At 71.6% G+C, this 13628-nt stretch carries 12 protein-coding genes; 8 read left to right on the top strand and 4 right to left on the bottom strand.

The features are described from left to right. Positions 1-9: 9 nt before the first annotated feature. Together log and fadD6 are read left to right on the top strand one after the other, a co-directional pair. On the top strand, positions 10-552 hold the full coding sequence (gene log / locus AC5Y4S_RS10965) for a cytokinin riboside 5'-monophosphate phosphoribohydrolase (RefSeq protein ID WP_500032604.1): 543 nt from the start codon (positions 10-12) through the stop codon (positions 550-552). 49 nt (positions 553-601) lie between these two features. Next, complete coding sequence (gene fadD6 / locus AC5Y4S_RS10960) at positions 602-2383, top strand: long-chain-acyl-CoA synthetase FadD6 (RefSeq protein ID WP_500032603.1); 1782 nt, start codon at positions 602-604, stop codon at positions 2381-2383. An 82-nt stretch (positions 2384-2465) separates the two neighbouring features. Here the strand turns inward: fadD6 and AC5Y4S_RS10955 are convergent, their stop codons facing one another. Together AC5Y4S_RS10955 and AC5Y4S_RS10950 are read right to left on the bottom strand one after the other, a co-directional pair. Further along, a complete protein-coding gene (locus tag AC5Y4S_RS10955; protein ID WP_500032602.1) occupies positions 2466-4064 on the bottom strand; it encodes a PE family protein in 1599 nt (532 codons plus the stop codon). 198 nt (positions 4065-4262) lie between these two features. Next, positions 4263-6014: a PE family protein gene (locus AC5Y4S_RS10950; protein ID WP_500032601.1), complete on the bottom strand. Its 1752-nt coding sequence runs from the start codon at positions 6012-6014 to the stop codon at positions 4263-4265. Between the two features lie 193 nt (positions 6015-6207). On the opposite strand from AC5Y4S_RS10950, the gene folP reads away from it, so the two are divergent. The 5 genes from folP to AC5Y4S_RS10925 all read left to right on the top strand — a co-directional run bounded on the left by folP (position 6208) and on the right by AC5Y4S_RS10925 (position 9316). Beyond that, the gene (gene folP, locus AC5Y4S_RS10945; RefSeq protein ID WP_500033292.1) at positions 6208-7032 is read left to right on the top strand and encodes a dihydropteroate synthase; all 825 of its coding nucleotides are present in this window, start codon (positions 6208-6210) and stop codon (positions 7030-7032) included. Beyond that, positions 7029-7985: a glucosyl-3-phosphoglycerate synthase gene (locus AC5Y4S_RS10940; protein WP_500032600.1), complete on the top strand. Its 957-nt coding sequence runs from the start codon at positions 7029-7031 to the stop codon at positions 7983-7985. Before folP ends, AC5Y4S_RS10940 begins: the two co-directional genes overlap by 4 nt. Positions 7986-8023: 38 nt before the next feature. Then, positions 8024-8377: a DivIVA domain-containing protein gene (locus AC5Y4S_RS10935; protein WP_500032599.1), complete on the top strand. Its 354-nt coding sequence runs from the start codon at positions 8024-8026 to the stop codon at positions 8375-8377. Between the two features lie 2 nt (positions 8378-8379). Beyond that, positions 8380-8961, top strand: coding sequence for a DNA-3-methyladenine glycosylase I (locus AC5Y4S_RS10930; RefSeq protein WP_500032598.1), 582 nt, complete (start codon positions 8380-8382; stop codon positions 8959-8961). Positions 8962-9148: 187 nt separating this feature from the next. Continuing rightward, positions 9149-9316, top strand: coding sequence for a DUF3117 domain-containing protein (locus AC5Y4S_RS10925; protein WP_003406247.1), 168 nt, complete (start codon positions 9149-9151; stop codon positions 9314-9316). Positions 9317-9323: 7 nt separating this feature from the next. Here AC5Y4S_RS10925 and glgA read toward each other — a convergent pair whose 3' ends face one another. Further along, on the bottom strand, positions 9324-10487 hold the full coding sequence (gene glgA, locus AC5Y4S_RS10920) for a glycogen synthase (protein WP_500032597.1): 1164 nt from the start codon (positions 10485-10487) through the stop codon (positions 9324-9326). Between the two features lie 155 nt (positions 10488-10642). Here glgA and glgC point away from each other — a divergent pair, with 155 nt between their 5' ends. Then, on the top strand, positions 10643-11857 hold the full coding sequence (gene glgC, locus AC5Y4S_RS10915; RefSeq protein WP_068112822.1) for a glucose-1-phosphate adenylyltransferase: 1215 nt from the start codon (positions 10643-10645) through the stop codon (positions 11855-11857). A gap of 80 nt (positions 11858-11937) precedes the next feature. Here the strand turns inward: glgC and AC5Y4S_RS10910 are convergent, their stop codons facing one another. Next, on the bottom strand, positions 11938-13620 hold the full coding sequence (locus tag AC5Y4S_RS10910) for a CocE/NonD family hydrolase (protein ID WP_500032596.1): 1683 nt from the start codon (positions 13618-13620) through the stop codon (positions 11938-11940). Positions 13621-13628 lie beyond the last annotated feature (8 nt).

Raw genomic sequence — 13628 nt, 5'->3', positions numbered from 1 at the left:
TTTCGTTGTATGCGCGAATGGGCGGTGTGCGTGTACTGCGCGTCGGGCCCGGAGCACCCCGAATTGCTTGAGCTGGCTTCGGAACTCGGCGAGGCGATCGCCGAGCGCGGCTGGACGCTGGTGTGGGGCGGCGGCCGGGTTTCGGCGATGGGCGCGGTGGCGAGCGCGGCGCGCGCTCGCGGCGGGCGGACCGTCGGCGTCATTCCGCAGAACCTGATGCGCCTCGAGGTCGCCGACCGCAACGCCGACGAGCTGATCGTCAGCGACACCATGCACGAGCGCAAACAGATCATGGAGGCCCGCGCCGACGCGTTCGTCGTGCTGCCCGGCGGGGTGGGCACCCTGGACGAGCTGTTCGACGCGTGGACCACGGGTTATCTCGGGGTGCACGACAAACCCATCGTGATGCTGGACCCCTTCGGACATTACGAGGGGCTCTGGCTGTGGTTGTGCGGATTGCTCGACAGCGGGTACATCACGCAAGCGGCGATGGACCGGTTGGTGCTGGTGGATAAGGTGGGGGCCGCAGTGGAGGCGTGCGCACCCGTCTGAGTGCCGGGCGAACACGCGCCGTGAGGACTCACTAGGAATAGAGGGAAACGTGTCCGACGACGGGGGAGCACGCACGGCCGTCAGGCTGACCGACATCGCATCTCGGGTGCCGGGCCTGCTGGCCGACATGCCGACGATCGTGCGCGGGGCACTGACCGGGCTGTTCGCCCAGCCGGGTTCCAAGAAATCGATCGGCACGGTCTTCGCCGACCGGGCCGCCCGCTACGGCGACCGGGTCTTCCTGCGGTTCGGCGATCAGCAGCTGACCTACCGCGACGCCAACGCGACCGCCAACCGGTACGCCGCGGTGCTCGCCTCACACGGCGTCGGCAGCGGCGACGTCGTCGCGATCATGCTGCGCAACTCGCCCCATGCGGTGCTGGCCATGCTGGCGGCGGTCAAGTGCGGCGCGGTCGCCGGGATGATCAACTATCACCAGCGCGGCGAGGTGCTGGCGCACAGCCTGGGCCTGCTGGACGCCAAGGTGCTGATCGCGGAGACCGACCTGGTCAGCGCCGTGGCCGAGTGCGGCGGCACCGGCGCCACCGAGACGCTGACGGTCGAGGACCTGGACCGCTTCGCCGTCAGCGCGCCGGCGACCAACCCGGCGTCGGCGGCGGCCGTACAGGCCCGCGACACCGCGTTCTACATATTCACTTCGGGCACAACGGGTTTCCCGAAGGCAAGCGTGATGACGCACCTGCGCTGGCTCAAGGCGCTGGCCGCGTTCGGCGGCATCGGGTTGCGGCTGAAGAGCACCGACACCCTGTACAGCTGCCTGCCGCTGTACCACAACAACGCGCTGACGGTCGCGTTGTCGTCGGTGATCAACTCCGGGGCGACGCTGGCGCTGGGCAAGTCGTTTTCGGCGTCGAAGTTCTGGGACGAGGTGATCGCCACCGAGGCCACCGCGTTCATCTACATCGGCGAGATCTGCCGCTACCTGCTCAACCAGCCGCCCAAGCCGACCGACCGGGCGCACAAAGTGCGGGTGATCGCCGGCAACGGGCTGCGCCCGGAGATCTGGGACGAGTTCACCCGGCGGTTCGGCATCGAGCGGGTGTGCGAGTTCTACGCCTCCAGCGAGGGCAACACCGCGTTCATCAACGTCTTCAACGTGCCCCGGTCCACCGGCGTCTTCCCGATGCCGTTGGCCTACGTGGAGTACGACCCCGACACCGGCGCGCCGCTGCGCGACGAGAACGGCCGGGTGCGCCGGGTGCCCGCCGGCCAGCCCGGCCTGCTGCTGAGCCCGGTCAACAAGCTGCAGCCGTTCGACGGCTACACCGACAAGGAGTCGACCGAAAAGAAGTTGGTGCGCAACGCTTTTCGTGAGGGAGACGTGTGGTTCAACTCGGGCGACGTGATGAGCCCGCAGGGCATGGGGCACGCCGCGTTCGTCGACCGGCTCGGCGACACGTTCCGGTGGAAGGGCGAGAACGTCGCCACCACGCAGGTGGAGGCGGCGCTGGCCTCCGACGCGTCCGTCGAGGAATGCACGGTGTTCGGCGTGGAGATCCCGCACACCGGCGGGCGCGCCGGGATGGCCGCGGTCCAGCTGCGCGAGGGTGCCGAGTTCGACGGCCAATCGTTGGCCCGCGCGGTGTACTCCCAGCTGCCGCCCTACGCGCTGCCGTTGTTCGTGCGGGTGGTCAAGACGCTGGAGCACACCACGACGTTCAAGAGCCGCAAGGTGGAGCTGCGCGAGCAGGCCTACGGGTCCGACGTGAAGGACCCGCTGTACGTGCTGGCCGGCCGCGACGAGGGCTACGTGCCGTTCTACGACGAGTACCCGGAAGAGGTCGCGGCCGGTAAGCGGCCCAAGGGCTGAGCGTTTGCGCCGAGTCTGCGGCCAGCGCGTGGTTTGGCGACATCTGATGGCGCTGGGCGCAGTCTCGATGCCTGAACGGCTGCTACCCCCCGAGCCCGCCGTTAGCCTGGCCGCCGCCGTTGCCCCCGACCGAGGCGCCGCCACCGCCACCGCCCCCGCCGCCGAAGGCGCCTTGGCTGCCGCCGGCGCCGCCGAACGAGTTGCCGCCGCCGACGGCGGTGCCGGCGGTGCCTGCGGCAAAGGTGCCGTTACCGCCGATGCCGAAGCCGCCGGAGGTGATGGCCCCGCCGCCAGTGCCGCCCTTGCCGTCGAAGCCGCCGAAGCCGCCGCCGCCCCCGCCACCCCCGCCCGCGGCGTCGGCGGCGCTGGTGTCGGCGCCGCCGCTGACAAAGCCACCGCCGCCGTCGCCGCCGGCGCCGAAGTTGCCGTTGCCGCCGCCACCGCTGTTGGCTTGAACCGTGCTGGCACCGACTTGCGCGGCGGCGCCCCCGCCGCCACCGCCACCAGGACCGCCCACGGCCCCCGCGGTGCCGCCGAACTGCCCGCCACCACCGCCGATGCCGCCGCCGGCGAGGGCCACGATGTTGCCGGCCTCGACGACCTCGGCGCCGCCACCGTCGCCGCCGGCACCGCCGTAGCCTCCGTTGCCGCCGCCGGTGCTGTTGCCGCCCTGGCCGCCGCCCTGACCACCGCCGCCGGCGGCGGCGCCGGTGGCGGCGGTGAGGTTGGCGCTGCCGCCAGAGCCGCCGGTCCCGCCGGTGCCGCCGGTGAAGCCGGCGCCGCCGTCGCCGCCATGGCCGCCTTCCCCGGCGTGAACGATGACGTTGCCGGTGACGTCGATGCTGCCGCCTTGCCCGCCGTTGCCGCCGTTGCCACCGGTGCCCGCGGTGCCCGCGATGGAGCCGAGGCCGCCGGCGCTGCCGCCCGGGCCGGCGGCGCCGCCATTGCCGGCGTTGCCGCCGTTGCCGGCGACGACGCCGCTGGTGACGCTGGCGCCGGTCCCACCCTGGCCGCCCTGGCCGCCATTGCCGCCGATACCGCCGTTACCGAAAATCAGGCCGCCGTTCCCACCGGCCCCGCCCACACCGCCGGTCCCGCCGTCACCGCCGTTGATGAAGCTGCCCCCGCCGTTGGTGCCGGCGATGCCCGTCCCCCCTGTCCCGCCGTTGCCACCGCGGCCGAAGAACCACGCGTTGCCGCCGCGGCCGCCGGGTTGCCCGGGCGCCCCGGACCCGCCGTCGCCGCCGGGGCCGAACAACAGCCCGCCCGGCCCACCGGGCTGCCCGGTGCCCGGCGCACCGTTGATCCCCTTGCCGATGAGCGGGGTGCCCAGCAACAGCTCGGTGGGCGCATTGATCACTGCGCGAACGGGCTGCCAGACGGCGTCCAGCGGCGAGGCGTTGGCCGCCTCGGCGGTCGCATAGGCGGCCCCTGCCCCGCCCAAGGCCGCCACGAACTGGGCGTTAAACGCCGCCGCCTGCGCGCCGAGCGCCTGGAACTCCAAGGCGTGCCCGGAAAACAGTGAGGCCACCGCCGCCGACACCTCGTCGGCGCCCGCGGCCAGCAGCCCGGTCGTTCGCGCCGCGGCTGCCGCATTCGCGGCGCTGACCGCCGAGCCGATGTTGGACAAATCCGTCGTCGCCGCCGCCATGAAATCCGGCGCCGCAATCACAAAGGACATCTCGGGCCTCCCGTCGCTGTGAAGTGTGCGCGTCGGGGCAGGGGCAGTTGATGGGGAATTTTCCCCATTTATTTGCGCGCCCCAGGGGGTTGCCGGGTGCGTGCGTCCGGTGTGCGGCGGCCGCGCGTTCGCCATCCACGGTGCGGCCGGCCGCACATTCGCGTCTGAATGCAGCCGCGCCGCCGACGCCAGTCGGTGCTAGTTGCCGTTGCCGCCGGCGCCGCCCGTGGCGATGGCGACCGTAGATTCGCCCGCGCCAGCGCCGCCGCCGCCACCCCCGCCGATGTTGGCCGCGCCGAAGTTACCGCCGAACGCGCCGACCCCATTGCCCTTGCCGCCGGGGTTGCCTCCTGTGCCGCCGGAGCCCCCGCCAACGCTGACACTCCCGCCGGGGACATCGGCACTGGCTGCGCCCCCGTCGCCGCCGGTGCCGCCGAAACCGCCGTTCACACCGCCGCCTCCGCCGCCACCACCGCCGGCGGCGACGGCATCGCCGGCTGCGCCGGAGGTGACGGAACCGCTAAGGCCGCCTACGCCGCCGCCGCCGGCTGTACCGTTGGCGCCGACGCCGCCGAAGAGCCCGGCCCCCGCAGCGCCGACCTGCGCGGCACCGCCGCCGCCGCCACCACCGCCGGGACCGCCGGAGGTGCCGGAGGGGCCACTACCGTTGCCGCCGCCTGCGATCCCGGTGGCGGCGCCGAAGTTGGTGCCCGCGTTCACCTGGGCCGAACCGCCGGCTCCGCCGTCACCGCCGGTGCCGCCGGTGCCGCCGGCCATGCCGTCCCCGCCGGACCCGCCGCCACCGCCGCCACCACCGGCGATGGCGCCGTGGGTCACATTGGTAAGGGTCCCGCTGGCGCCGTCGCCGCCCTTGCCGCCGTTGCCGCCGTTAAAACCGAAGCCGCCGTTGCCACCGTTGCCGCCGTTCCCGCCGACGGAGCCGTCGGTGTTGGTGCTGGCGCCGCCACCGCCGTTGCCGCCGTTGCCGCCGTTGCCCGCGACACCCGCGACGGCGCCGGACCCCCCGCCGCTGCCACCGAAGCCGGCATCTCCGCCGTCACCGCCGTTGCCACCATTGCCGGCGAAGAACGAGCTGCCGCCCTGTCCACCCTGGCCGCCGCCACCCCCGTTACCGCCATTGCCGCTGGCGCCGGCATGGCCGCCGAACAACGGCGAGCCCAGGCCGCCGGCCCCGCCCATGCCGCCTTTGCCGCCATTGCCGCCATCGGTGCCGTTCCCGACGACCAGCCCGGAGCTGCCCGCCCCGCCGGCCCCGCCGAGCCCGCCGACACCGCCGGTACCGCCGGCGCCGCCATCGCCAAAGATCAGCCCGCCGTTGCCGCCGGCACCGCCGACCCCACCGGTACCGCCCAGGCCGCCCTTGGCGCTAGCCGTGCCGGCGGTGCCGGTGATGCCCGTCCCCCCGGTTCCGCCGCGGCCGCCGCTGCCGAACAGCCAGGCGTTGCCGCCGTGCCCGCCGGGTTGCCCGGGTGCGCCGGATCCGCCATCACCGCCCGGTCCGAACAACAGTCCGCCGGGCCCGCCGTTTTGCCCGGTGCCCGGCGCCCCGTTGATGCCCTTGCCGATGAGCGGCGTGCCCAACAAGAGCTCGGTGGGCAAGTTGATGACTCCCCGCACGGGTTGCCACACGGCGTCCAGCGGCGAGGCGTTGGCCGCCTCGGCGGCCGCATAGGCCGCGCCCGCCCCGCCCAACGCTGCCACGAACTGGGCGTGAAACGCCGCCGCCTGCGCGCTGAGTGCTTGGAACTCCACTGCGTGCCCGGAAAACAGCGACGCCACCGCCGCCGACACCTCGTCGGCGCCCGCGGCCAACATCCCCGTCGTCGGGCCCGCCGCCGCGGCGTTCGCGGCGCTCAGCGCTGAGCCGATGTTGTGCAAATCCGTCGTCGCCGCCCCAATGAATTCCGGCGCCGCAATCACAAAAGACATCTCGGGCCTCCCGTCGCTGTGAAGTGTGCGCGGCGCGGTGGAGGCAGTTGATGGGGAAATTTCCCCATTTATTTGGGAACGCCCGGGCACCGGGCGGTGCGGGGCCCGAGCGGCGCGACGGGTAAGGACCAGGCACCATGGACGCGTGCAGACTCTGTGCGGCCGGCCGGTCGCGGGCGACCGCGCGCTGATCATGGCGATCGTCAACCGCACCCCGGATTCGTTCTACGACCGGGGCGCGACCTTCAGCGACGGCGCGGCCCGGGAGGCCGTCCACCGCGCCATCGCCGAAGGTGCCGACGTCATCGACGTCGGCGGCGTCAAGGCGGGCCCCGGCGAGAACGTCGACGAGGACACCGAGATCGCCCGGCTGGTGCCCTTCATCGAGTGGCTGCGCGGCGCCTACCCCAACCAGCTGATCAGCGCCGACACCTGGCGCTCCGGGGTGGCCCGGGTGGCCTGCGCGGCCGGCGCGGACCTGATCAACGACACCTGGGGCGGCATCGACCCGGCCCTGCCCGAGGTCGCCGCCGAGTTCGGCGCGGGCCTGGTGTGTTCGCACACCGGCGGCGCGCTGCCGCGCACCCGCCCATTCCGGGTGAGTTACGGCACCACCACCCACGGCGTGGTGGACGACGTGATTCGCCAGGTGACCGGCGCGGCGGAGCGGGCGGTCGCGGCCGGGGTGGCCCCGGACCGGGTGCTGATCGACCCGGCCCACGACTTCGGCAAGAACACCTTCCACGGGCTGCTTTTGTTGCGACACGCGGGCGAACTTGTTAACACCGGATGGCCGGTCCTGATGGCTTTGAGTAACAAGGATTTCGTCGGGGAGACTTTGGGTGTGGAACTGACCGAACGGCTGGAGGGGACGCTCGCGGCCACGGCGCTGGCGGCGGCGGCCGGTGTGCGGATGTTCCGGGTGCATCAAGTCGAGGCCACCCGGCGGGTGCTGGAGATGGTGTCCTCGATCCAGGGGATACGCCGGCCCGCGCGCACGGTAAGGGGGCTGGCATGACGGACCTGGTGGACCTTGCCAGCGAGGGCGTGCTCGCTGCGCGGCCGGGCGACGTCTGGCTGGCCGACCGCAGTTGGAGCCGGCGCGGCCGGACGGTCCGCGAGCTGGAAGAGGCGAAGGCCGGCCGGACCATCTCGGTGGTGCTGCCGGCCCTCAACGAGGAAGCCACCGTCGAGTCGGTGATCGACAGCATCTCGCCGCTGGTGGACGGCCTGGTCGACGAGCTGATCGTGCTGGATTCCGGTTCGACGGACGACACCGAGATCCGCGCCATCGCCGCCGGCGCCCGCGTCGTAAGCCGCGAACAGGCGTTGCCCGAGGTGCCCGTGCGGCCCGGCAAGGGCGAGGCGCTGTGGCGCTCGCTCGCGGCCACCAGCGGCGACATCGTCGTCTTCGTCGACTCCGACCTGATCAACCCGCACCCGATGTTCGTGCCCTGGCTGGTGGCCCCGCTGCTCACCGGTGACGGGATCCACCTGGTCAAGAGCTTCTACCGGCGGCCGCTGCACGGCGCTGACGGGGGCGGCGGTCGGGTGACCGAGCTGGTGGCGCGGCCGCTGCTGGCGGCGCTGCGCCCGGAGCTGAGCGGCATCCTGCAGCCCCTGGGCGGCGAATACGCGGCCAGCCGGGAACTGCTGACCTCGCTGCCGTTCGCGCCCGGCTACGGCGTGGAGATCGGGCTGCTGGTGGACACCTTCGACCGGTTGGGCCTGGATGCGATCGCCCAGGTCAACCTCGGCGTGCGGGCGCACCGCAACCGACCGCTGGCCGAGCTCGGCGCGATGAGCCGCCAGGTCATCGCGACCCTGCTGTCGCGCTGCGGAATCCCCGACTCCGGGATCGGGCTGACCCAGTTCTTCGCCGACGGGCCCGACGGTTACGGCTACACCGCGCGCACCTCGCCGGTGTCGCTGGACGACCGGCCGCCGATGAACGGGCTCAGGCCGCGCTGATCGCAGTCTTGTCGGCCGGATAGGGCAATATCGACGACGTGGCGTTGGTGTTGCTGTACCTGGTGGTGCTGGTGTTGGTGGCGGTCGTGTTGTTCGGCGCGGCCAGCCTGCTGTTCGGTCGCGGTGAGCAGTTGCCGCCGCTGCCGCGCGGGACGACGGCGACGGTGTTGCCCGCATACGGTGTCACCGGCGCCGACGTCGACGCCGTCAAATTCACCCAGGTGTTGCGGGGATACAAGACCAGCGAGGTGGACTGGGTCTTGGACCGGCTCGCCCGCGAACTCGAGGCGCTGCGCGGCCAGCTGGCGGCGGTGCACGCCCCGTCGGCCGCCGCCGACGAAGACGCTCCCGACGCCGCGGAACCCCAGGACGGCAAGGATCGTCAGGACTAGATGTGAGCGATGACGGCCGGGTTCGGTGCGGTTGGGCGGCCATTCGGCCCGGCCCGCACTTCGAGATGTACCGCGACTACCACGACCAGGAATGGGGCCGCGTCGTGCACGACGGGGTGGCGTTGTTCGAGCGGATGAGCCTCGAAGCCTTCCAGAGCGGCCTGTCGTGGCTGATCATCCTGCGCAAGCGGGAGAACTTCCGGCGGGCCTTCGCCGGGTTCGACATCGAGACGGTCGCCGGCTACACCGACGCCGACGTGCAGCGGCTGATGGCCGACGAGGGCATCGTGCGCAACCGGTCCAAGATCGACGCGACGATCGCCAACGCGCGCGCCGCCGCCGAGCTGGGGTCTGCCGAGGACCTGTCCAAGCTGCTGTGGTCGTTCGCGCCGTCACCGCGCCCCCGCCCGGCCGACGCGTCGGAGATTCCCTCGGCCACCGTCGAATCGAAGGCGATGGCCAAGGAACTGAAACGACGCGGATTCCGCTTCGTCGGGCCCACCACCGCCTATGCGCTGATGCAGGCGACCGGCATGGTCGATGACCATATCCGCGGTTGCTGGGTGCCCGCCACGCCACTTTGAGGGGCTGATCAGGCTTCAGAAGCGGGTCTTTGTGTAACTGCCGCCCCGGATAGGGAACAATGGAGGGCGTGATTTGGCAGTCGATGCATTTCAAAGTCGGGTATGGCTGGAAATCCACTGGCGGGGCATGCTCGGCGCCGACCAGGCCCGCGAACGCGGGCCAGCTCGAATCTGGAGGGAGCACTCGATGGCGGCGATGAAGCCCCGTACCGGAGACGGTCCTTTGGAAGCAACGAAGGAGGGGCGCGGCATCGTTATGCGGGTACCGCTCGAGGGAGGCGGTCGGCTGGTGGTGGAGCTGACACCCGACGAAGCCGCCGCCCTGGGCGACGAGCTCAAGGGCGTAACAAGCTAAGGCGCCTTTACGCGCACACCTTCCGGTAGATCTCCAGCGTCTGCTCGGCGACGTGCGCCCACGAGAAGTCCTCCACGCAGCGCTGGCGACCGGCCTCGCCATAGCGCTTTGCCCTGTCGGGGTCGGCCACTAGCTCATTGACCGCCCTGGCCAGGCCGGCCCGGAAGGCGGCCGGGTTGTCGGCGTCAAAGCGCACCAGTGTCCCGGTGACCCCGTTCGAGACCACCTCGGGGATCCCGCCCACGTCGGAGGCCACCACCGCCGTCGCGCAGGCCATCGCCTCGAGGTTCACGATGCCCAACGGCTCGTACACCGACGGGCACACGAAAACCGTTGCCGCCGAAAGTATTTCGCGCAGTTCGCCGATGGGGAGCATTTCCCGGATCCAGAACACCCCGTCGCGCTCGCTGGCCAGTTCGGCGACGGCGGCCCGGACCTCCTCGGCCAGCTCCGGCGTATCGGGAGCGCCGGCGCACAGCACCAACTGGACCTCCGGGCTGAACCGGTGAGCGGCCGCCACCAGGTGCGCGACGCCCTTCTGCCGGGTGATCCGACCGACGAACGCCACCATGGGCCGCGCCGGGTCGACGCCGAGTTCAGCCAGCACCGACCCGCTCTCCGCCGGGCCGGCCGGATACCAGACGTTGGTGTCGACGCCGTTGCGCACGACGTGTACCTGGCTGGGGTCCAGCGTGGAGTAGACGCGCAGGATGTCCTCGCGCATCGCCGAGCTGACCGCGATGACGGCGTCGGCGCCCAGCACCGCGGTCCGCTCCACCCATGTCGACACCCGGTAGCCGCCGCCGAGCTGTTCGGCCTTCCACGGCCGCAGCGGCTCGAGCGAATGCGCGGTCAAAACGTGCGGGATGTCGTAGAGCAACGCGGTCAGGTGCCCGGCCAGCCCGGTGTACCAGGTGTGCGAATGCACGACGCTCGCCGCCGATGCGGCGTTGGCCATCATCAGGTCGGCGGACAGCGTCAACAGCGCCGGGTTGGCGCCGTGGATGCGCGGGTCGGGCTGCTGCGCGAACGCATCCGGACGGGGGGCGCCGATGCAGTGCACATCGACCGCGCACAGCCGGCGCAGCTGGGCGACGAGTTCGGTGACGTGTACCCCGGCTCCGCCGTAGACCTCTGGTGGGTACTCCCGAGTCATCATCGCCACCCGCATACCCGAACCGTAGTTCGGCGGCGGGGCGGCCCGCATCTCGGGCCAAGGATCGGGCGGCGGTGCGGACCCAAAACCATTGACGGACAGCCCGTCAGCGTGCCGCCAATAGCGCGCTCCCCCTGGCAGCGGTTCGCGGGGGCCGATAGTTTGTAGTCATGAGGGAAGCGCCACACGTGCTGGGGATCGTCCTGGCCGGCGGGGAGGGCAAGCGGTTGTACCCTCTGACCGCCGACCGGGCCAAACCCGCCGTTCCCTTCGGTGGCGCCTACCGGCTGATCGATTTCGTCCTCTCCAACCTCGTCAATGCCCGCTATCTGAGGATCTGCGTTCTCACGCAATACAAGTCGCATTCACTGGACCGTCACATTTCGCAGAACTGGCGGCTGTCCGGCCTGGCCGGCGAGTACATCACCCCGGTGCCCGCGCAGCAGCGCCTCGGCCCGCGCTGGTACACCGGCTCCGCCGACGCGATCTATCAGTCCCTCAACCTGATTTACGACGAAGACCCCGACTACATAGTCGTTTTCGGCGCCGACCACGTGTATCGGATGGACCCCGAGCAGATGGTCCAGTTCCACATCGACAGCGGGGCCGGCGCGACGGTGGCCGGCATCCGGGTGCCGCGCGCCGACGCCAGCGCGTTCGGCTGCATCGACGCCGACGAGTCCGGCCGGATCCGCAATTTCGTGGAGAAGCCGCTGGAGCCGCCGGGCACCCCCGACGACCCGGAGTCGACGTTCGCCTCCATGGGCAACTACATCTTCACCACCAAGGTCCTCATCGACGCGATCCGCGCCGACGCCGACGACGACCACTCCGATCACGACATGGGCGGCGACATCATCCCGCGGTTGGTGGAGGACGGGATCGCCGCGGTGTACGACTTCTCCGACAACGAGGTGCCCGGCGCCACCGACCGCGACCGTGGCTACTGGCGCGACGTCGGGACGCTGGACGCGTTCTACGACGCGCACATGGACCTGGTCTCGGTGCACCCGGTGTTCAACCTCTACAACAAGCGCTGGCCGATCCGGGGTGAGTCGGAGAACCTGGCGCCGGCCAAGTTCGTCAACGGCGGCTCGGCCCAGGAGTCGGTCGTGGGCGCCGGCAGCATCATCTCGGCGGCGTCCGTGCGCAATTCGGTGCTGTCGTCGAACGTCGTCGTCGACGACGGCGCCATCGTGGAGGGCAGCGTGATCATGCCGGGCGCCCGCGTCGGCCGCGGCGCGGTAGTGCGGCACGCGATCCTGGACAAGAACGTCGTCGTGGGACCCGGCGAGATGGTCGGGGTCGACCTGGAGAAGGACCGCGAGCGCTTCGCGATCAGCGCGGGCGGCGTGGTCGCGGTCGGCAAGGGCGTCTGGATCTAGCGCCGCGGCGCCTTCCGCGAGCAGACGCAGAATCGCATACCTGAGCGGTGAAACGTGCGATTCTGCGTCTGCTCGGCGGGCTAGGGGACTTCCGGGATCAGCAGGTGCGCGTCGTGGTCCGGGCCCCAGTGCAGGGTGACGCGACCGGGCGGTGAGCCCTGATACGCCGCGGGCATCTGACCGGTCAGCGGGTTGGTCGGGCTCAGCCAGCGTCCGGCGACCACCAGCCGCAGCTGCTCGCCCCCGCGGAACAGCGTGGCCGACGGGCCCAGCGCGACGTCGACGGCGACCACCTCGCCGGCCGAGACCGGCTGCGGTTCGGCGCATCGTGGGACGGGTTCCCACGGCCGGGAGAGCTCCGCGTCGAGCGCGCGCAGCGAGACCCGCTGCCAGCCGGTGGTGACCCGGTCGCGGCCGTACCCGTACGACCCCTCGAACCCGACGAACCGGCCGTCCCGCCACTTCTCCACGCCGACGAACAGGTTGGCGTCGTCGCAGCCGCCCAGTTCGACCCAGAGCCGGGCCGCCATCGGGCCGGTCAGCTCGAGGTCGGCGGGGACCGTCCAGCTGAACGCCGCTGCGGTGGAGGCGGTTTCGAACGCCATGCTGCCGGGCCGCGTCGGCGGATCGGGTGTCAAGAGTCCAGCGTCCGCGAGATACATTGGCCGCCAACGGGTCCGGGGGAGCGGCCAGTCGGATTCCTCGCGCACCGCGGCGACGGTGTCGCGGTCCTCGCGCACTTCGAGGCGCACGCTGCGGGATTGCTCGGCGCCGTCGAGCACGCCGCGGAAGAACTCGAGCTGTTCGGCCCGCGCCGCCTCGGAGTAGAACGTCGACCACTTGCCGCTGCGATGGGTGTAGAGCCGGGCGTGGGCCGAACCCGCGCGCGAGAACGCCCGGATCGAACCGCGGCTGTGCAGGTTGTTGTCCGAGAAGCTGCCGCAGACCAGCATGGGCACCTTGATCGCCGAGAGCTCGGGCACCACCGAGCGCCAGAAGTCGTCGCGCAGCGGGTGGGCGTCCTGCATCCGCTCGAGGTCGTAGCGCTGCCGGGTGTCGCGGCGCACGTTGCGCGACCACAACCGGGTGAAGCCGAGCTCGCGCACGCCGCCGGGAAAGGTCAGGTCGCGATACGCGTCGGTGAAGCCCTCCCACGGGCAGATCGCCCGCAGCGCCGGCGGCTGCAGGGCGGCGACGGCGTATTGGGTGATGGCCAGGTAGGACACCCCGAGCATCACGACGCGGCCGTCGCACCACGGCCGGGCGGCGATCCACTGCACGAGGTCGTAGCTGTCCTCGGCCTCCTGGCGCGACAACAGGTTTCCGGTGCCGTCGGAGTGGCCGCAGCCGCGCATGTCGGCGTTCACGACGGTGAAGCCGTTCGCGGTCCACCACGCCGGATCCGGCGCCTCCCAACCGGTCAGCGCGGAGAAGGTGATCGGCTGGGTCTGGCGCAACACCCGGTATTGCACCGAGAACGTCCACCGCCCGGCCCGCCGCCGCGGCAGGTTGTCCTTGCCGTAGGGGTGGACGCTCAGGATCACCGGTCGAGGCGTGTCGTCGGGCGTGCGGTAGACGTTGATCCGCAACACCGTCCCATCGCGGGTCGGTACCTCGACGTCAACCTCGACCGGGATGCCGGGGGGCGCCGGGGTGACGGTGATGGGCGGCCTGGCGATGCCGCGGAGCCGGGTCAGTGCGTAACGCAGGGCGCCTGGACGTCGCCATGGCCGGTCGAGCGCGGGTGCCGGATTTCGGGCCACGCCAATAC

This window comes from Mycobacterium sp. NGS64, from assembly GCF_059812245.1.
This window is presented reverse-complemented; position numbering and strand designations above follow the sequence as displayed.

What these genes read in the sequence shown, in the direction of transcription:
- log (WP_500032604.1), top strand. Translation starts at nt 10, where the DNA reads ATGCGCGAATGGGCGGTGTGCGTGTACTGCGCGTCGGGCCCGGAGCAC.
- AC5Y4S_RS10955 (WP_500032602.1), bottom strand. Translation starts at nt 4,064, where the DNA reads ATGTCCTTTGTGATTGCGGCGCCGGATTTCATGGCGGCGGCGACGACG.
- AC5Y4S_RS10950 (WP_500032601.1), bottom strand. Translation starts at nt 6,014, where the DNA reads ATGTCTTTTGTGATTGCGGCGCCGGAATTCATTGGGGCGGCGACGACG.
- folP (WP_500033292.1), top strand. Translation starts at nt 6,208, where the DNA reads ATGGCGATCGTCAACCGCACCCCGGATTCGTTCTACGACCGGGGCGCG.
- AC5Y4S_RS10940 (WP_500032600.1), top strand. Translation starts at nt 7,029, where the DNA reads ATGACGGACCTGGTGGACCTTGCCAGCGAGGGCGTGCTCGCTGCGCGG.
- AC5Y4S_RS10925 (WP_003406247.1), top strand. Translation starts at nt 9,149, where the DNA reads ATGGCGGCGATGAAGCCCCGTACCGGAGACGGTCCTTTGGAAGCAACG.
- glgA (WP_500032597.1), bottom strand. Translation starts at nt 10,487, where the DNA reads ATGCGGGTGGCGATGATGACTCGGGAGTACCCACCAGAGGTCTACGGC.
- glgC (WP_068112822.1), top strand. Translation starts at nt 10,643, where the DNA reads ATGAGGGAAGCGCCACACGTGCTGGGGATCGTCCTGGCCGGCGGGGAG.